Below are 17932 nucleotides of genomic sequence, written 5' to 3' on the forward strand. Positions count from 1 at the left end.
TTTGAAGGATGAGTGTTTGTCATTACAGTTTTATGTTGGCAAAATGTCAAATTTTAGTGATGCAATTTTTCAAACTTCGGAACATTTTTCCACGTATTTTGGGGAAAGAAGAAATGTAGCCGATGATAATCAAACTTTATATATCTTATTATGATGTGGATGACGGCAATTATACGGCTTTTCTGTAGACGGGGCACACCGTACTATGATCCCAGTTACAGACATGACGGAGGTTTGAGTTATGGGAGTCTAGCTGGGTTGGCTGCCGCTGTCGTTGAAAAATATTATTATGATAGAAAATTTGTATTCACAGGGGCGGGGTTTGTTGAGGAGCCCCTTCCGCGAGGTACAATTCCTGGGCCATCTCCGAACCCTGTGACTGTGGCCCCATATGTCGGTCCTTATATAGAATTTCCGAATACAAACAATGGAGAACTGCAATTATGAAAAATAAAAAAATATTGCAAATATTAGCAATGGTGAATATACTGATGGTTGTATATCCTAGCTGGGGCGGAGATCGTGAGAGTATGGTTTGGGAAGATCTGATAAAGTGTCCTAGTTTGATTTTCTTAAAAGAAAATGTTGCTTTTGTATCCTTTTCTAATCTAATTGACTTTAGAGAAGCAACTCAATCATCCATTGATAAATATGTGGAATTTTCCAATCAATTGGTTGATGAGCTTAATGATTGGAATATAGATACGAGCAAGGGACGGCGAGAGCTTATAGAACAATATGAAAAACGTTGGCCCAGGAAAGCTGAGCATGGGAGTATGCAAAATTGGGAAGGCAAGGGTTGGGGAAAGAGTTTTCCCCAGTGGCTTTTAGAATTTCCAATTAGTTCCCTTTCTGTTATGTCATTGGATAACAAGACAAAAGAGGTTACGAAATACTTCTATGGCTTGACCGCCGGCCTCGAAACGTTTTTTCCTTTGGTATCACGTCAACCCACCGAAGAAGATCTGAATGTTGTAAGTAATCTTTATTTGTTTTCTCCTCAAGTGATTGCTTGTCCGGTTTCTGCGGATCAAGCAGTTGACTATGAGGATTATCTTTGGGTGATTGTCGCAGGAGACACCACGGTCAGTTATTACCGCGACTTAACGCCGGAAGGCTACAAAGCTCCGTTTCGGGTGGGCGGCAATCCTTTCTGGTTGAGTTGTCCGGATGAGGAGCCGCTTCGTTCTTCGTGTGGATTGGCGGCCAATGGACTGATTTATATCACCGATCCGACCGGCCGGTTGGGGTTCTTCGATGTCAAGGAGAAGGCTTATTCGCCGGATTTTTACGATATCGGCCGTCCTGTCCTGGCGCCGGCGGACAATCGGAACAACAGTGTCTTCATCAAAAAAACAACGGAATGGGTGGAATGTATTCCGCAGTTCGATCAGCCTTGGGATGCTTGGCCGGAAGGGCGTCATTTGCCGGGAAGTGTTACTCATATTTTGTATGCGAGCGACGATTTGCTGTTGACTTTTTCGGATGAAAGCAGTAAACTGGGTTGGTATGATCGGATTCAAGAGCGAAGTGGCGATGCAATTCAAATTCCGGATTATTTGTCCTTGTATCAAGCGGCTTATTCGGTGGCGGACCAGAGAGTTTATTTCTTGTTGGCGGATAAGCGGACGGTGGAGGGAGTTTATTACAACGGCATGGATGTGGGGAACTGTCAGTTCGACGTTTATCAACTATTGCCGGATGCGCCGCCGGACGAGAAATTCATGAAGTTCGATGAAACTATCATGATCCGCGATGCCAGGAAATTTGCTCCGCCCAATGCCCAAAATTGATTGCAAATAAAAAAGGTTGAAGGTATGAAAAGTTGGAAAATTATGGTGATGATTTTTATTACAGGCTGTTGTGGCTGGTATGCCTCCGCTTCTGACTGGGTGACCTATGGTTATTTGATAGACCGTGCAGGACTAATCAAAACAGAAACAATCAGTGCGGCTAGGGAAGATATTCCGGAAAGCGTCTGGGAATCGCTGCCGTATACACCGGAGCAGAGCGAATCAGAGTTTTCTTTGAAGAGCGTTATAAAATTGGAGACAATGAGTGCAAAAAGAATTTTTTCAAATATTGCTTATAATCAGCTTGGCGGCTGGGATTTGGCGATGGATTTATTGCCTTTGCAGGGAGAAGAAAAAAATGCCCAACGGGAAATATTCATGCCGGATCTTTCCATAATCAATGGAAGGCGAGTTATTGCGATGTGGGGGATCAAGCCCGGACGCTGGGAATGGGCACATGGCGATCCATGGCGAAGAAGTTATTTTACTTGTTGGCGGGATACTTTCTGGCTGGTTGATGAGAAATGCAATCTTTATGAGTTGCGGCAATTGCCAAAAACAGAATATTTTGGTGATCGGCAGGTCTATTTCCCGTATGCCATTCCGGATGATCCATTGTTCTGGTTGCCTGGCGCAAATTTGGGAGATATGAGGACCGGTAGTGAGATATTACTAAATCGTGAGAGGTCTGCAACTCCGGAATTTATTTGTGGAGATGCCGGTTTGTTTGGCGACCAACTGTTCATTGTGACAGAACATGGTTATTGTGTCCGCCGTAATCTGGAAGACGAGAGTTGGTCCGAGCCAGTTCGGTGGTTTGAAGGAGAAAATCGCTGTGCGCGAAAACCGGTCTTCCTGTTTGAGGTTGGCGGCGGGTTGTATTGTTATAAAGATGAAGACGGCAAACGATTTGTTCCATATGAGGTTTCCGGGGATTGGACGAAGCTGACCCCGTGCAGTGATTTGCCGGTGTTGCCTGCTTTAGCGTTGCTGACGCAAAAAAATGAGAGGATGATTTACTATTTGGAAACAGAGCAGAGTACGCAGGTCAAGCGTCTGACGTTCGGCAGTCATGAGATCGCCGATTTCGCTGATTTGGATGGCGAAGAGGTGATTGCGCTCCAACAGATTCAGCGTGATGGGCATCCGGAAGTTCATTTTCTGGTACAAACCACCAGCAAATTGGATAATCATAATAATCCGGTTATGAAATTCCATCCGGTAGTAGTGAGGGATGATTTGAAGAAGTCCGAATAAAAAAAGTAAGCCGATGCTTCTGGATAAGTTTGGGATAATTTTTTTCCGGCAATTCCAGAAGTGTCTTTCAATCAGGCCATAGAACAAAGATTGCAGATGAAAAAGCGACAGTTCAAGCATAAAATCTTCATGACAGCCTTTGGGTTGTTGTGTATCGTGACCATGCGTTGTCTTGCCGTTGAGGCAGAGGGGGAGTTATCACAGGAGGAGATGATGGCCCTCTTGCAGAAGTTACATGACAGATTGAGTCCTGAGCAGAAAAAAATGCGTGAATACCAAAATAATAGATTATGGGCCATAAGTGGAGATTCGTCCGAAGAAATTTCAGGTCAATATTGGTTTCAACGAAAATATTTTGATTTGAAATATGAAATTGACAAGCTGAATGTTGTATCGGCGCAGGTGGAGCATTTATTCGATTTACAACGGCAAACCTCGATTTTATTTACGGAAGACGCGGCGTTGCGGGCGTTTGCTGCAAAATTTGGTGTTGGAGAGGAATGTAATTTATCGTTTTTGCCTGCAGGTATATCGGTTGAATACATTGGGGAGAAAATGACGGGGACAGTCTATACGGCACCTGCTGGTAATGGTACGTCTAGTATATTGGCCAACGCAACCTATAGAGGTAAGACATATAATTTGGGTGTGGTAAAAGAATTTTCATATGTATCTCCTATATTATTTTTGCATCGTAGTGACTTGCATAAAATACATAGTCAAAATAATGCTTCTTGTGGATTTTTGGCAGATGTTTATTTGCAGCCGACTGATGTGTATTTTTATGAGGTGTGGATGAAAGAAGGAATTGTTGCTCCTGTGGTAACAGGATATTTCAACCAATCTCCATATGATACTTATAATCATGCTGATGGACTATGGATTAAAGCTAAAGACCATAGTCTGCAACTGGGGACCAGGATTGGCGTCGATAAAATTCAAGGAGGAAATTTCTTTTCTCCGTGGAGTAATGGAACATTTATTTGGAATATTCCCTTATGGTATAAAATTGGTGATAGTGCTTCGGCTACAGTTTATTCGATGGGAACTATTGAGCATGAAGTAACGATAAATGATATTGGTACTGTTACTATTGAAAAAGGAGGGATTCAAGAATCTGCTGGAATCTTTGATGAGACGGATTATCCATTTCCTTATAACAACAACAATCACTAGGAAAATTATGAAGGTAATTAAAATTTTTACTCTCTTAAGTTGTGCTTTAATATTAACTATAGATACGGCAATTAACATACGTGCAATATTTGCTTGATGGTGTATATTATCATCATGGAAACTCAAGATGCCCGAAAACTCGATAAGGTCGCTCTTGAAGAGCGGCGCAAGCAGGCCGTGAGATTGTATCAAAGCGGCAAATGTAATAATTGTACAGAAATCGGAAAAATCGTCGGAGCGCACCGCAATACGGTGGGCAAGTGGATAAGCAGGTGGAAAAAAAGCGGCTTGCCTGCTTTGAAAGTAAAGAAATGCGGTCGTCCATTCGGCTTTGGACGCCGTCTACTTCCGCATGAGGAGACCAAGATACGGAAAGATTTGGTCGATCATTGTCCGGATCAGTTAAGATTGCCATTTGCGCTCTGGACTCGTCAGGCGGTACGGTTGCACATCAAGATTTCCTTTGGAATCGAAATACCAGTCCGAACCATGGGGGAGTACTTGAAACGCTGGGGATTTACGCCGCAAAAACCAGTTAAGAAAGCTTATCAGCGCAATGAGGCGCACGTTCAAAAATGGCTGATTGAGGAGTATCCCCGAATCAAAAAGCTGGCAAAATCAGAAGACGCGGATGTCTTTTGGGGGGATGAAACAGGAATTCGCAATGACGAGGCCAAGGGCCGCAGTTATGCGCCGAAAGGCAACACCCCGGTGCAAGCAGTCAATCCGGTACGCGAAAAAGTTAATATGATCAGCGCGATTACCAACCAGGGGAAAACTCATTTCATGTTTTTCAGCGAAACGATGACGGCTCAACTCCTGATCCAATTCATGGAACGTCTGATTCGTCAAAATGATCGGAAAGTGTATTTGATTCTGGATAACCTGCGGGTTCACCACTGCAAAACGTTGACTGGTTTTCTGCAGGAAAATGCGGCTTTCATCAAGTTATTTTTCTTGCCAAGCTACAGTCCCGACCTGAACCCGGATGAATATCTCAACCGCGACTTAAAATCAAATCTGAGCAACAAGCCCTTGGGGCGCGCCAAAGGAAAAATAACCGAACATGCCAAGCAACATATGGAAATGATAGCTGAACAACCGGAACGAATCAAGAAATTATTCCATTCCAAGACTGTTTTGTATGCAAGTTAGTTAGTTGCCGGTACAATAATCGCAGAATAAGGAAAGTTGCATCGGATTTTGTCCTTTCTCTTGTTGTTAAATTGTTTTCCGTTAGATAGATGCAATATAGCACCAAAAGGAGGACTTTTAAAGAAAATCAGTTGTATAAACTGTTAAAAATAAATAAGATAAATGGATTCGAAGAATCCACCAAAAAGCTTTACGGAAAGGAGGTTTTGGACAAGCTGGGCATTGAACACATCTGTGAAAAGGCGATTCATTTATTGCCCGACTTGATCGCTAAATAGTCCTTTCCTGCTTAAGGAAGGTTTGTCAAATTCATGATGTGTGTTTACAATGTCCGAAAAATAGCCTGAACGTAACACCTTTGGCTAACTGAATGCACAAATTTTTGAGGGTGGGGGCTGTTAATTTGACAAACGTGCGTTTACTTTTTCAAGTGACCAAGATTTTCGGTGCGGCGAATTGCGGGGGGGGCAGCTATTTCCGCCGGACCCGGCGGAAAAAATTCTGCAGCAGCAGCCGGGCGTCTCCGGCGAGCACCTCCGGCGTCACCTGGACTTTCCAGAGCATGCCGGCAAAACCGGTGACGTTCAATGCCGAACCGCAGGCGCCGGAGCGGGGATCGGCGACGCCGTAGATGACCCGGCGCAGCCGGGCGTTGACCAGAGCGCCGGCGCACATCGCGCAGGGCTCCTTGGTGACATAAAGGTCGACATCCTCCAGCCGCCAGTCGCCGCGGGCGGCCATCGCCTGGGAGAGCGCCAGCATTTCGGCATGGGCGGTGGCGTCCTTGAGCATTTCCACCTGATTGGCGGCGCGGGCGATGATCATATTGTCGCAGACCGCCACCGCGCCGATTGGCACTTCGCCGTTTTCGGCGGCGAGTTCCGCCTGCTGCAGCGCTTTGCGCATGAAATATTCGTCGTCGAAAAGCAGCACGGTTACTGGAGTTTCAAATCGTATTTCATGATGTACGTATGGCTTCGGGTGAAGACAAAACGAACCGAATGGTTGCCGTACTGATAGTAGAAGATATAATCCTGGGTGTCATTCAGCGAAACTTCGCTGCGGATGACATCGCGGGGATCGAAAATCTTTTCCAGCGTCGAAACGTTGCGGATATAGCTGAAATCGACTCCGTCGGCCAGGGCTTTGGCCGCTTCATATTTCTCCTTGGAGTTGCGGGGCAGCGAACGATCCTGCAGCACGGCGATTTCCGCGGCGAACTTCGTCAGAACATCGATGTCCTCCACCGGAATCTTTTGCGGCGCAATTACCGACGGACACCCGGCGGCGAATATCGCCAGCATCGTCATGGCAAATGCCATCCGGAAGAAGTTTCCTGTCGTTTTCATCATTTGCGGTCCACTCCTATATTGCTACAATGGTTTGGTCAAAAGTTCGGCCAGCGCCGGATTGATCGCCAGTTGCCCGTGGCAGAGCGCCAGCGCCAGCGCATCGGTGGAGTCCAGTGGAATCTGCTCCGGTTCGATCTGCAATTCCGCCGCCATCATCAGTGCCACCTGCTCTTTGCTGGCGCTGCCGCTGCCGACCGCCGCTTTTTTGGCCCGCCGCGGCGAATAGGCGTAAACCGGGATTTCCCGTTCCGCCAGGACTGCCAGAATCGCACCGCGGGCCATGCCGAGGATGATTGCCGTCCCGGCATTGCGGCCGACGAACGGCTCTTCGATCGAAGCGGCGTCCGGCTGAAAGGCCGCCGTCAGTTCACGGATGCCGCCGGCCAGCCGCCGGAGGCATTCCGTATGCGGCAGGCCGGGCCGGTTGGCGATCACTCCGCAGTCGATGACGCGGAAACGGCTGCTGTCGCCGAATTCGACGACGCCGTAACCGGTGGTCCGGATGGCCGGGTCTATGCCGAGAATGATCACGGCGCCGGCTTACTCTTCTTCGAGCTGGTCGGCGATTTCGTCGGCAATCTCGAAGTTGGCGGTTACCATCTGGACGTCGTCGAGCTCTTCGAGCCGGTCGACCAGCTTCAGGATCTGCTGGGCGGTGTGAATATCTTTGATTTCGACGGTGGTGTCGGCTTTGCGGGTGATTTCCGCTTCATCGGTGGCGACCTTGGCGTCGGCGAGCGCCTGAGCGATCGCTTCGAAGGCCTCGGGGGCCGCCCAGATTTCCGCCACGCCGTCTTCGACGTCGATATCGTCGGCACCGGCGTCCAGCACGATATCCATCAATTTATCCTCGTCGGCGTTGTCGCCGGAAATGACGAAATGGCTCAGCCGCTTGAACATCCAGCCGACGGCGCCGGCCGCCGCCAGATTGCCGTTGCTGCGATCCAGCGTTGTGCGCACTTCGCTGATCGAACGGTTGCGGTTGTCGGTCAGGCATTCGATCAGCAGCGCCACGCCGCCGGGCGCATAGCCTTCATAGAGAATTTCTTCGAAAGTGACGTCGCCGAGTTCGCCGAGTCCTTTTTTGATCGCGCGGTCGATGTTGGTATTCGGCATGTTGGCGGCACGGGCCGCCGTCAGGGCCGAGCGCAGCCGGGGGTTGGCGTTGGCATCGCCGCCGCCCATTTTGGCCGCGACCATAATTTCCTTGGCGAGGCGGGAAAAGATTTTACCCCGTTTCTTGTCGGTGGCGTCTTTCTTATGTTTAATGTTCGCCCATTTACTGTGTCCGGACATGACAAACCTCTTTTTTGTTTATTTTTTTTACGTATATTCCATTAAATTACAGCCACATGCCGTTTTCTGCAAGTATGGAACAATAATTTTTGTTTCCGCTCTTGCAACTTCCGGGCGATGCGTCTATTTTTCTGATACGAGAGCTTGGAATGAGCAGTAATCAGACAGGAGGTGAAAATATGCCGCTGGATACTTTGAAAAAACTGGAAGAATCGGTGACCGCCCTGGCCGATGTGCCGGGCGAAAAAAAGGCGCAGTTGTTGACGCTGCTGGCCGAATTGCGCCGGGAGGCGGTCGAACAGGACGGACGGATGCCGGAGACCTCGGATGAATTGCGTTCGACGGTCCGGGAATTCGAGGTGACCCATCCGGAACTGGTGGCGTTGACCAACCGGGTGTGCATGATGCTGGCCAATATCGGCATTTGAAACGGGCAAACCTGCTTGAAATTTGACGTATTCGGTTCTACATTTTCCGTGGAAAACAAAATGTCAAAGGAAACATCAGGAAACAACGGTTTAAAACCCCGGAGGAAAACATCATGAGCGAAAGCAACATTTCGGAATTGCTCCCCCAGTTGAAAGCACATATGGCCAAAGCCGAAGAGGCGATGCGGCACGATTTTGCCGCAGTCCGGACCGGCAAGGCCTCTCCGGCGCTGGTCGAAGGCATTCTGGTCGATTATTACGGCGCGCCGACCCGGCTGCGCGATCTGGCCAATATCAGCGCACCGGAAGCGCGGCTGCTGACAATCCAGCCGTACGATATTTCGGCGGTGCATGCCATTGAAAAAGCCATCATCGCCTCCAACCTGGGCATCATGCCGAACAGTGACGGCAAAATTCTGCGGCTGCCGATTCCGGAATTGAGCGAAGAGCGCCGCATCGCTCTGGTCAAACAGGTCAAACAGCGGGCCGAAGAGGGCAAAGTGGCGATCCGCAATCTGCGCCGCGACGCCAACGACAGCGCCAAGAAAGCCCAGAAGGGCGGTGAATTGACCGAAGATGAACTCAAAAAACTACTCGACGACATCCAGAAGCTGACCGACCGCAGCATTGAAGATATCGACAAGTCGGTCGCTTCGAAGGAAAAGGAATTGATGAGCATTTGATTGCCCGGAAATTCATTCGTTCCTTGAGCGGTAAAAATCATGAAGAAAATCAAGCTCCGGACTCCGACGGCCGGGGCTTTGCTTTTTCGAAACTGAAAACGATGTCGTTCCGCCCCGCCGGATCGTCTCCGGTATGGCTCGGGGCGAACTGTACTATCGGGCGGCTCTGTTGTCCGGTGAGGTGAATTTCCGGTTTGTCGCGCTGTACGCCGCCGGCAATCTGTTGAAATTGATCGATCCGGAGGCCGCCGATATCTATTACCGGCAAATCTGCGATCTGCGTCCCTGTCCGCCGACGGGGCAGGCCGACGGACATCACTGGTTCCTGAAGGACTCCGGGGCGCTGGCGCAAATTTTTCAACGTCGCGAATATCCGTCCGCCGCTGCGGTGACGGCAATTGCCGAAGCGGTCGAAGAGGAATTGAAAACCGCCGGGCCGGAGCCGGCGGCGGCGCGATAAAATGCGGCGATTCACCGTTGGAAAGGTTGCTTTTATTTCCCGGCTGCGGTATTGTTATGGATTGGACACGAACTGATAGCTCCGGAGAAAAATGTCATCGATTGCCAACGATATTCTGATGGTGGTTCTGGCCGGCCTGGCTGGCGGACTGCTCGCCCGCGTTTTCCGGCAGCCGCTGATTCTCGGCTATATCCTGGCCGGCGTGCTGGTCGGACCGTACACCACCGGCTTCAACGTCGATGTCGCCAACATTGAAAAATTGGCCGATATCGGGGCGGCGCTGCTGTTGTTTTCGCTTGGGCTGGAGTTTCCGCTGCGCAGTTTGAAGCCGATCAGAAACATCGCTTTTACCGGGACGTTGATTCAGGTTGGATTGACCTTCCTGTACGGCGCCGTCCTCGCCAGATTGTTCGGATTTGCCTGGATGCCGGCTTTCTGGTTTGCGACCGCCATCATCTCCAGCAGTACGGCGGTCATTCTGAAAACCCTGAACAACCAGGGGCACGCCGAATCGCTGTCCGGCCGGATCATGCTCGGCATGTCCATCGTTCAGGATTTGTCGGTCATTCCGGTGATGATTCTTCTGAGCAACATCAGCCAGGTGCATGAATTCAGCGCCAACCTGCTGCTGGCGGTCGGCCGGCCGGTCTGGTATTCGGTGATCTTCGTGCTGACGATGGCGATCGTCGGTTCGCGGCTGACCACCTATCTGCTCGGCTGGGTCGCCCGGCTGAACTCCCGGGAGCTGTTTCTGCTGACGATTACCGTGCTCGGACTGGGGGTCGGCTATCTCACCCAACTGTTCGGGTTGTCGTTCGCCTTCGGCGCGTTCATCAGCGGCATGGTACTCAGCGAGTCGGATTACAGCCAGCGGGCGTTGAGTGAGCTGGTGCCGGTCCGCGATTTGTTCGCCTTGCTGTTTTTCGTTTCGGTCGGCATGCTGTTCGATCCGTTTTACCTGTTCGGCCATTTCCGGCTGGTCATCGGCATCATGCTGCTGGCGGTTTTCGGCCGCGGACTCATCCTGGCGGCCATCAGTTACGTGCTGGGCTATCGTCGGGTGGTGCCGCTGGCGCTCTTTTTCGGCATGCTGCCGATTTCGGAGATCGCGTTCGTGCTGATCCAGACCGGCGCTTCGATCGGCGCATTCGACAAGGAACTCTATTCCCTGATCCTCTGCGCCGTCGTCACCTCGATGCTGATCGGTCCGCTGCTGGCCAATCTGACCGCGCCGGTTTACCGGCGGTTTCAGAAGCATGGCAAAGAGCCGCCGCCCGCCGTCGTCAATCAGGAAGAGGGCGAATTGACCGGCCATGTGGTGGTTACCGGGACGAACGATTATATTCCACTGCTGGCCGAAGCGCTGTGCGTCATCAAGCTGAAGCACGTCTTCATCGTGCCGGAATATGCACTGTTCTGTCAATTGAAAAGTCTCGGCGCGGCGGTGATTTTCGGCGATCCGCTGCTGGAATCGGTGCAGCGGGCGGCCCGGGTTTCCTATGCCCGGCTGATGCTGGTGACCAACACCAGTTTTCCGGAAGTGCGGCGGATCATAGAAATCGGCCGGGAACAGAATATCGCGCTGCCGATCGTCGCCCAGGCCAATGAGACCGAGATGGAGGTTAAAATCAGCCGGTTGCCGGTCAAGGAGGTCGTGCAGCCCCACCGGGAGGCGATGGTCGAAATGCTCCGCCAGATTCTGCTGCATTTGAATATCGATGCCTTGGAAATCCAGCATTATCTGGATTTGCTGCGCCATACGTTTCAAAGCGGCGGCACGCAGCGCGGCGACGGCATTCCCTATTCCGAACTGGCCGGTTTGTTCAATACCGCCTTTCTGCCGGTGGCTCCGGACAGTGAATTGAACGGCTGTTCCCTGCGCAACTCCCGGATTCGCGAGAATTATTCCGTTTCAGTTATCGGCGTGGTGCGCGGCGGCGAACTCGATTCCGCGGTCTCTGCCGACTATGTTTTTGAGCCCGGCGACAAGATCGTCGTCATGGGCAGATTGAAGGATTGTGAAGCATTCATTACCGCCAATTCCGGCGAACCATTGAACCCGGCGGACGCTCTGCCCGCATGAACCATTGAAAGGATTTGAGGATGACCGACCACACCAGGAGTGACCAAGCGCCGCTCGACTATCATGAGAAACCCGTGCCGGGCAAAATTGCCGTGGTGCCGACCAAACCCTGCCGAACCCAGCAGGAACTGGCGATGGCCTACACGCCCGGCGTCGCCAAGCCCTGCCTGGCGATCAGGGAACAACCGGAAGCGGTCTGGAATTACACCAGCCGCGGCAACCTGGTCGCGGTGGTCAGCGACGGCACCGCGGTATTGGGCCTCGGCAACATCGGCCCGGAGGCCGGTTTGCCGGTGATGGAAGGCAAAGCGGTATTGTTCAAGCGGTTTGCCGACATCGACGCGGTGCCGTTGTGTCTCGGCAAGGTGTTCAACGACCGCAATCGCACCGATGCGCAGAAAGTGATCGAAACGGTCGAACGTTTGGAGCCGACATTCGGCGGCATCAACCTCGAGGATATCGGTGCGCCGGCCTGTTTCGAAGTGGAAACCGTCCTGAAGTGGCGGATGAATATCCCGGTGTTCCATGACGACCAGCACGGCACGGCGATCATTTCGCTGGCGGCGATCCTGAATGCGCTGGAATTGACCGGCAAGCGGCTGGAGGAGTGCCGTTTCGTCATCAACGGCGCCGGTGCCGCCGGCATCAGTTGCAGCGAATTCTACATTACCGCCGGTGCCCGGCGGGAAAATTTCCTGATGTGCGATTCGAAAGGGGTCATTCACGACGAACGGACTGACCTGACGCCGGAGAAACGCAAATTCGCGGTTCATACGGCGGCGCGCACTTTGGCCGATGCGTTGGTCGGCGCCGATATTTTTCTCGGTTTCTCGGTCGGCAACTGCGTGACCAAAGCGATGGTCGGCACGATGGCCAGGGGGCCGATCATCTTCGCGATGGCCAATCCGGTGCCGGAAATTTTCCCGGCCGATGCGCTGGAGGCCGGCGCCGCCGTTGTCGGCACCGGGCGGACCGATTTTCCGAACCAGATCAACAATGTCCTCGGTTTTCCGGGTATTTTCCGTGGCGCGCTCGATGTGCGCTCGACCGACATTACCGAGGGCATGAAGCTGGCCGCTTCGCGGGCGCTGGCGGCGCTGGCCTGCGAACCGGTGCCGGCGGATGTTTTCGCCGAACTGCGGATCGCTTATGAAGAGGATGCCGCCAACGGCGTGTTCGACGGCGAGATGCCGTTGAAGCGGAGCTATGTCATTCCGAAGCCGTTCGATTCCCGGGTGGTGCCGCGGGTGGCCCGCATGGTCGCCGAAGCGGCCATGGTCGAAGGCGTCGCCCGGATTGCCATTCCGGACCTCGACGCATATGAGCAGGCGGTCGCCGAACGGGTCAGACGCGCCAACCGTTGAGCAACGGAAGGCTGCCGGCGGAACCGGCATAAAAAAAAAGCGGAACTTTGACCGGTTCCGCTTTTTTTATCGAGAAGACAGGGTGACACTCAGTGACGACGCTGTTTTTCTTTGCGCTTGATTTCGCTGGGCTTCTCATAATGACGACGATTGCGCAGTTCTTTGAGCGTGCCTTCTTTGTCAAGCTTCTTTTTCAGCCGCCGCAGTGCGCGGTCGATCGCTTCACCTTTTTTGACGCGAACTTCCGTTTGCATGTGTATTCACCCCCTTTGCTTGCAGTTATGGATTGACGGTTTATTCACTGGCAAAGCCGGCTTCATCGGCCAGCAATGTCTTCAATTTGCTCAATGCCTGATTCTGGATCTGCCGGACCCGTTCACGGGTGCGGCCGATCGCCTGACTGACCTCCTCAAGCGTTCTGGCCCGGTAGCCGTCCAGGCCGAAACGCATTTTCAGGATCAGTTTTTCGCGGTCTTCGAGGTCCTCCAGCAAGTCGACCAGCCGGTCGACCGATTCGACATCGCCGAGCACCTGGTCCGGCGTCATCGTCCGGCGGTCCGGAATGATGTCCTGGAATTCGCCTTCCTCGCCCTGCTGGATCGGGTCCTGCAGCGAAAACGTCCGCAAATCCGCCAGCCGTAGGCCGGCTACCGTCCGTTCGCTGAAATCCAGCCGTTCGGCAATTTCGGCATCGGTCGGCTCCCGGCCGAGTTCTTCGGCCAGTTTCATCCGGACGGATTTGATTTTGTTGATCTTGCCGGCGGATTGCACCGGGATCCGGATCGTCCGGCTCTGGTTGGCCAGTGCCCGGCGCATCGACTGTTTGATCCACCAGGCGGCATAGGAACTGAATTTGGCTCCTTTGGCCGGATCGAATTTTTCGACGGCCCGCATCAGGCCGATGTTTCCTTCGGAAATCAAATCGAGCAGCGGCAAGCCGAGGCCTTTGAAATCGTGGGCAATTTTGACCACCAGCCGCAGGTTCGCCTTGATCAACGTGGCCCGCGCTTCGTCATGCGCGTAATCGTCCACGCCGTGAATGGCTTCGGCCAGTTCGGCCTCTTCTTTTTTGCTTACCAGGGAAATCTGACCGATTTCGCCCATGTAGACTTTCATCGTATCGTTTTTGGAGCCGGCGCCGACTTTGGATTCCAGCGCGTTTTTGCGGGCAGTTTCTTTTTCCTGTTTGGTTTTGGGTTTGGCCTGCGCCGCAGCCGCGTCTTTCCGGCGGATTTTCAGCGTACGTTCCTTCTTGGTCGAGCTGATCAGTATCCCGGAAGGAGTCATCGATAAGCTCATTTCTTCTGATTCAGATACAAATTCTTCTTCAGTCATAACGTCTCCCGGACCATTAAAAAATAAATCGCGACCGCCTTGCCAGGCTTTTCGCGGATAAAAAACACATTTTTTCCCAAACCGGACTGTTAAAACCGCCACGGGCTCCTATATTAACCCAGGTTTTGAGACAATAAGATACCCATATTGATTTGTCAAAATATAAAGATAGTTCATGATTGAAAAAAAGTCAAGTCCGAAGACATGAATTGGCAGGAAAAAGTTCAATTTTTTTTGAATCGTGGTCCTTATGATGGGATTCCGGGCGGAGTTGATCCCAATACCTTATCGCTGATCGTCTTGCGGACTGTTTTGAACGCCGGGCCGCGGGCGCTGGTGGTCACGCCGGATGCCGAACTGGCCGGCCGCCTGAGCGGCGAGTTGGCGCTGTTGGTCGAGCAGTTGAAATTGCCCTTTCAGGCCGGCCTGCTGCCGGAGCAGCTGGCCGGCCGGCTCTATTCGCCGGCGGTGGATCTGGAACGTTCCGCCATCCTGCATCAGGTTTTGCACGGCGACTTCCGGCTGCTGGTTGCTTCGGTCCAGGCGGTGCTGGCGCCGGTGGTCAAGCCGGCGGTGCTGCAGGAGAGTGAATTCGTGCTGCATCCGGGGATGTACATCAAGTTCAACGATCTGCTGGAGCGATTGCTCAAACTGGACTATGACGACGAATACGAAGTGAACACCACCGCCGAATTCGCCCGGCGCGGCGGCATCATCGACGTCTATTCGCCGGCGCACGAATTCCCGGTGCGGCTGGAATTCTGGGGCGATCAACTGGAGTCGATCCGGCAGTTTTCGCCGAAGACCCAGCGGACGACCGGGCTGGTGTCGGAGTATCAGATCATCGGCCGCGGCCAAATGGACAACCGTTTCGGCGAGCCGGGAACTTTTTTCGATTACCTGCGCTGCGCCGAAGCGGATTTGCTGCTTGCCTTCCCGGAGGAGTGCCGCCGTCACCTGGCGCAGTTCGGCAGTGCGGACGCCGCCGAATTGCTGGAACGGGAACTTGCCGGACTGCCGGCGGAGAAAAAATTTCTGCTGTCGGATGCGGCGGAGAGCGCGGAATTGCCGACTGTTTCCGCCGAATGTTATCCGGCGGTCGCCCACCTGACCAAACTTTTGCCGGAGGAGACGCTGCCGGGCGGCATGGAACTGCTCCGGCAGCAGATTGCCGGTCAGATCAGGCAATATCTCGACTGCAATTACCAGGTGGCGCTGCTGGCGCCGGACGACAGCGGCCTGCAGCATATCCGGAACTGGTGCGAAGTCTACGGAATTCCGGTTGCGGCGGTTGAAATCGCCGTCGGCCGCCTGCCGGGCGGCTGGCTGTTGCCGGCGGACGAGCTGGTGCTGCTGACCGAACGGGAACTGTTCGCCAGCAATTTTCTCAATCACAAGGGCGGCGTTCCCGTCCCGTTGCGGCCGCTGCAGAATAACGATGCTGAAGATGCGGTGATCGCCGAGCTGGACGAGGGGGATTACGCCGTGCATCTTTCGCATGGCATCGGCATCTTTCGCGGCATCCGGGAAATCGATACCCGCGGGGTGGTCCGGGAAGTGATGGTGCTGGAATATGCCGACAACGCGATTCTCTATGTGCCGTTGTATCAGGCCGGCCAGGTGAGCCGTTACGTCGGCGCGGCCGGCAAAGTGGCGCTGCACCGGCTGGGCGGCCGGAAATGGACGCAGGATAAGCAGGGGACGCTGCGGGCGGTGCGGGATTACGCCGCGGATCTGTTGCGGCTGCAGGCGGTGCGCAGCGCCTCGGAAGGCCTGCCGCTGCCGCCGGAAGGGCTGGAACAGCAGATTTTTGAAAACAGTTTCTCGTTTCAGGAGACGCCGGACCAGTTGCGGGCGATCAGTGAAATCAAGCACGACCTGGCCGGTGATCACCCGATGGACCGGCTGCTGTGCGGCGATGTCGGCTACGGCAAGACGGAAGTGGCGATGCGGGCGGCGTTCCGGATGGTGCAGGCCGGCTATCAGGTGGCGATCCTGGCGCCGACGACGGTGCTGGCCCAGCAGCATTATTACAGTTTCACGGCGCGATTTGCCGAATATCCGTTCAACATCGACATGCTGTCGCGTTTCCGCTCCAGCCGGGAACAGCTCGAAATCGTCCGGAAGCTGGCCGACGGCCGGATCGATATCGTCATCGGCACCCACCGGCTTTGCCAGAACGACGTCAAATTCAAAAATCTCGGCTTGATCATCGTCGATGAAGAGCAGCGCTTCGGTGTGGCGCACAAGGAACACATCCGGCAGCAGCGGGCGGCGCTGCACGTATTGACGATGTCGGCGACGCCGATTCCGCGGACGCTGTACCTGGCGATGGCCGGAGCCCGCGATTTGAGCACGATCATGACCGCGCCGGTGGCCCGGCTGCCGATCAAGACGATCATCAGCCAGCATGACGAAGCGGTGATCGTCGAGGCCATCCGCAATGAACTGGCCCGCAAGGGACAGGTGTATTATCTGCACAACCGGGTCTATTCGATCAGCAATGTAGCCGAAAAGCTGCGCCGGCTGATGCCGGAGGTGCGGTTTGCGGTGGCGCACGGCCAGATGGAGGAAGGGGAACTGGAACTGATCATGGCCGATTTCCTGGCCGGCGTCATCGATGTGCTGATTTCGACGACGATCATCGAGTCCGGCTTGGATGTGCCCAATGCCAATACGATCATCATCGAACGGGCTGACCGTTTCGGCCTGGCGGAGCTTTATCAACTGCGCGGCCGGGTGGGGCGCTGGAGCAACCAGGCGTATGCCTATCTGCTGTTGCCGCCGCAGGAGGCGATTACCTCCGACGGCCGGAAACGGATTGCCGCCATCCGGCGTTACACGCATCTGGGCGCCGGGTTCCAACTGGCGTTGCGGGATCTGGAGATCCGCGGAGCCGGCAATATCCTGGGCGCGGAGCAGAGCGGCCATATCAACGCGGTCGGCTTCGAGTTGTACTGTCAGTTGCTGCGCAACGAAGTGGCGGCGCTGAAAGGGGAGAAGGTGGAATTCCTGCCGGATGTCGAGCTGGCGATCGATTTCATCCGCTTTGCCCACCGGGCGCCGGAACGTTATCTGGCGGTCGGCATCTCGCCGGAGTTTATCCCGAGCGAGCGGCTGCGGGTCGACGTTTACCGCAAGTTGAGCGTACTGTCCGGCGAGGAACAATTGGAGGCGTTCAGCGAAGAGCTGTCCGACCGGTTCGGCCGGCTGCCGCGCGAAGTGAAGGATTTGCTGACGGTGACCAGAATCCGGATTCTGGCGGCGCGGGCCGGGTTCGTATTGGTCAATGTCGTGGATGGCAAAGTGACTTTGCAGAACGCCCAGGGCAGTGTTTACCGCCATAACAATTTGCTGCCGGTGATCAATCCGGCGCTGCCGCCGGCGGCCCAACTGCTCAAATTGCTGGATATTCTGCAGCGGATTGTCTGGCACGGCTGAAAAGCCGGGGACGGGTGGCGGCCGATGATGAGCGGGATTTTTTTTCAAAAAAATTTCCGGCCGCGGCGGATTGAAAGTGGCGGCGCATTCTGGTATAGTTTGTAACTGC

General features: G+C 53.7%; 16 protein-coding genes. 10 read left to right on the forward strand and 6 right to left on the reverse strand.

The window, feature by feature from the left end:
- Window positions 1–443 precede the first annotated feature (443 nt).
- From HWX74_RS07685 to HWX74_RS07700, 4 genes are all read left to right on the forward strand, one after another.
- Window positions 444–1793, forward strand: coding sequence for a hypothetical protein (locus HWX74_RS07685; RefSeq protein WP_176012986.1), 1350 nt, complete (start codon window positions 444–446; stop codon window positions 1791–1793).
- A 24-nt stretch (window positions 1794–1817) separates the two neighbouring features.
- A complete protein-coding gene (locus tag HWX74_RS07690; RefSeq protein ID WP_176012987.1) occupies window positions 1818–3050 on the forward strand; it encodes a hypothetical protein in 1233 nt (410 codons plus the stop codon).
- Between the two features lie 96 nt (window positions 3051–3146).
- Window positions 3147–4226, forward strand: coding sequence for a hypothetical protein (locus HWX74_RS07695; RefSeq protein WP_176012988.1), 1080 nt, complete (start codon window positions 3147–3149; stop codon window positions 4224–4226).
- Between the two features lie 114 nt (window positions 4227–4340).
- A complete protein-coding gene (locus tag HWX74_RS07700; RefSeq protein WP_176012989.1) occupies window positions 4341–5381 on the forward strand; it encodes an IS630 family transposase in 1041 nt (346 codons plus the stop codon).
- Between the two features lie 471 nt (window positions 5382–5852).
- On the opposite strand, the gene tadA is transcribed toward HWX74_RS07700, so the two are convergent.
- The 4 genes from tadA to HWX74_RS07720 are packed head-to-tail and all read right to left on the reverse strand — an operon-like array spanning window position 5853 to window position 8029.
- Window positions 5853–6314 carry a tRNA adenosine(34) deaminase TadA gene (gene tadA, locus HWX74_RS07705; RefSeq protein ID WP_303048093.1) on the reverse strand — a complete coding sequence of 154 codons (462 nt, stop codon included), beginning with the start codon at window positions 6312–6314 and terminating at the stop codon, window positions 5853–5855.
- A gap of 2 nt (window positions 6315–6316) precedes the next feature.
- The gene (locus tag HWX74_RS07710; RefSeq protein WP_176012991.1) at window positions 6317–6733 is read right to left on the reverse strand and encodes a hypothetical protein; all 417 of its coding nucleotides are present in this window, start codon (window positions 6731–6733) and stop codon (window positions 6317–6319) included.
- Between the two features lie 21 nt (window positions 6734–6754).
- Window positions 6755–7264, reverse strand: coding sequence for a crossover junction endodeoxyribonuclease RuvC (ruvC, locus tag HWX74_RS07715; protein ID WP_176012992.1), 510 nt, complete (start codon window positions 7262–7264; stop codon window positions 6755–6757).
- A gap of 9 nt (window positions 7265–7273) precedes the next feature.
- Window positions 7274–8029, reverse strand: a complete 756-nt coding sequence (locus tag HWX74_RS07720; protein WP_176012993.1) for a YebC/PmpR family DNA-binding transcriptional regulator — start codon at window positions 8027–8029, stop codon at window positions 7274–7276.
- Between the two features lie 149 nt (window positions 8030–8178).
- Here HWX74_RS07720 and HWX74_RS07725 point away from each other — a divergent pair, with 149 nt between their 5' ends.
- The 5 genes from HWX74_RS07725 to HWX74_RS07745 all read left to right on the forward strand — a co-directional run bounded on the left by HWX74_RS07725 (window position 8179) and on the right by HWX74_RS07745 (window position 13047).
- Complete coding sequence (locus tag HWX74_RS07725; RefSeq protein WP_176012994.1) at window positions 8179–8457, forward strand: DUF4404 family protein; 279 nt, start codon at window positions 8179–8181, stop codon at window positions 8455–8457.
- Between the two features lie 113 nt (window positions 8458–8570).
- Window positions 8571–9140 (forward strand): ribosome recycling factor, encoded by a 570-nt coding sequence (gene frr / locus HWX74_RS07730; protein ID WP_176012995.1) that lies wholly within the window; start codon window positions 8571–8573, stop codon window positions 9138–9140.
- Window positions 9141–9273: 133 nt separating this feature from the next.
- A complete protein-coding gene (locus HWX74_RS07735; protein ID WP_176012996.1) occupies window positions 9274–9600 on the forward strand; it encodes a hypothetical protein in 327 nt (108 codons plus the stop codon).
- 91 nt (window positions 9601–9691) lie between these two features.
- The gene (locus HWX74_RS07740; RefSeq protein ID WP_176012997.1) at window positions 9692–11683 is read left to right on the forward strand and encodes a cation:proton antiporter; all 1992 of its coding nucleotides are present in this window, start codon (window positions 9692–9694) and stop codon (window positions 11681–11683) included.
- A gap of 20 nt (window positions 11684–11703) precedes the next feature.
- The gene (locus HWX74_RS07745) at window positions 11704–13047 is read left to right on the forward strand and encodes a malic enzyme-like NAD(P)-binding protein (protein ID WP_176012998.1); all 1344 of its coding nucleotides are present in this window, start codon (window positions 11704–11706) and stop codon (window positions 13045–13047) included.
- Between the two features lie 89 nt (window positions 13048–13136).
- Here HWX74_RS07745 and rpsU read toward each other — a convergent pair whose 3' ends face one another.
- On the reverse strand, window positions 13137–13301 hold the full coding sequence (gene rpsU, locus HWX74_RS07750; protein WP_176012999.1) for a 30S ribosomal protein S21: 165 nt from the start codon (window positions 13299–13301) through the stop codon (window positions 13137–13139).
- A 40-nt stretch (window positions 13302–13341) separates the two neighbouring features.
- Window positions 13342–14382: an RNA polymerase sigma factor RpoD/SigA gene (locus HWX74_RS07755; protein ID WP_217704888.1), complete on the reverse strand. Its 1041-nt coding sequence runs from the start codon at window positions 14380–14382 to the stop codon at window positions 13342–13344.
- A gap of 234 nt (window positions 14383–14616) precedes the next feature.
- On the opposite strand from HWX74_RS07755, the gene mfd reads away from it, so the two are divergent.
- Entirely contained in the window at window positions 14617–17823 is a 3207-nt protein-coding gene (mfd, locus tag HWX74_RS07760) for a transcription-repair coupling factor (protein ID WP_176013000.1), read from the forward strand.
- Window positions 17824–17932: the final 109 nt, after the last annotated feature.

It is taken from the genome of Victivallis sp. Marseille-Q1083 (assembly GCF_903645315.1).
Lineage (GTDB): Bacteria > Verrucomicrobiota > Lentisphaeria > Victivallales > Victivallaceae > UMGS1518.

What these genes read in the sequence shown, in the direction of transcription:
- HWX74_RS07685 (WP_176012986.1), top strand. Translation starts at nt 444, where the DNA reads ATGAAAAATAAAAAAATATTGCAAATATTAGCAATGGTGAATATACTG.
- HWX74_RS07690 (WP_176012987.1), top strand. Translation starts at nt 1,818, where the DNA reads ATGAAAAGTTGGAAAATTATGGTGATGATTTTTATTACAGGCTGTTGT.
- HWX74_RS07695 (WP_176012988.1), top strand. Translation starts at nt 3,147, where the DNA reads ATGAAAAAGCGACAGTTCAAGCATAAAATCTTCATGACAGCCTTTGGG.
- HWX74_RS07700 (WP_176012989.1), top strand. Translation starts at nt 4,341, where the DNA reads ATGGAAACTCAAGATGCCCGAAAACTCGATAAGGTCGCTCTTGAAGAG.
- HWX74_RS07710 (WP_176012991.1), bottom strand. Translation starts at nt 6,733, where the DNA reads ATGATGAAAACGACAGGAAACTTCTTCCGGATGGCATTTGCCATGACG.
- HWX74_RS07720 (WP_176012993.1), bottom strand. Translation starts at nt 8,029, where the DNA reads ATGTCCGGACACAGTAAATGGGCGAACATTAAACATAAGAAAGACGCC.
- HWX74_RS07725 (WP_176012994.1), top strand. Translation starts at nt 8,179, where the DNA reads ATGAGCAGTAATCAGACAGGAGGTGAAAATATGCCGCTGGATACTTTG.
- frr (WP_176012995.1), top strand. Translation starts at nt 8,571, where the DNA reads ATGAGCGAAAGCAACATTTCGGAATTGCTCCCCCAGTTGAAAGCACAT.
- HWX74_RS07735 (WP_176012996.1), top strand. Translation starts at nt 9,274, where the DNA reads ATGGCTCGGGGCGAACTGTACTATCGGGCGGCTCTGTTGTCCGGTGAG.
- HWX74_RS07740 (WP_176012997.1), top strand. Translation starts at nt 9,692, where the DNA reads ATGTCATCGATTGCCAACGATATTCTGATGGTGGTTCTGGCCGGCCTG.
- HWX74_RS07745 (WP_176012998.1), top strand. Translation starts at nt 11,704, where the DNA reads ATGACCGACCACACCAGGAGTGACCAAGCGCCGCTCGACTATCATGAG.
- rpsU (WP_176012999.1), bottom strand. Translation starts at nt 13,301, where the DNA reads ATGCAAACGGAAGTTCGCGTCAAAAAAGGTGAAGCGATCGACCGCGCA.
- HWX74_RS07755 (WP_217704888.1), bottom strand. Translation starts at nt 14,382, where the DNA reads ATGACTGAAGAAGAATTTGTATCTGAATCAGAAGAAATGAGCTTATCG.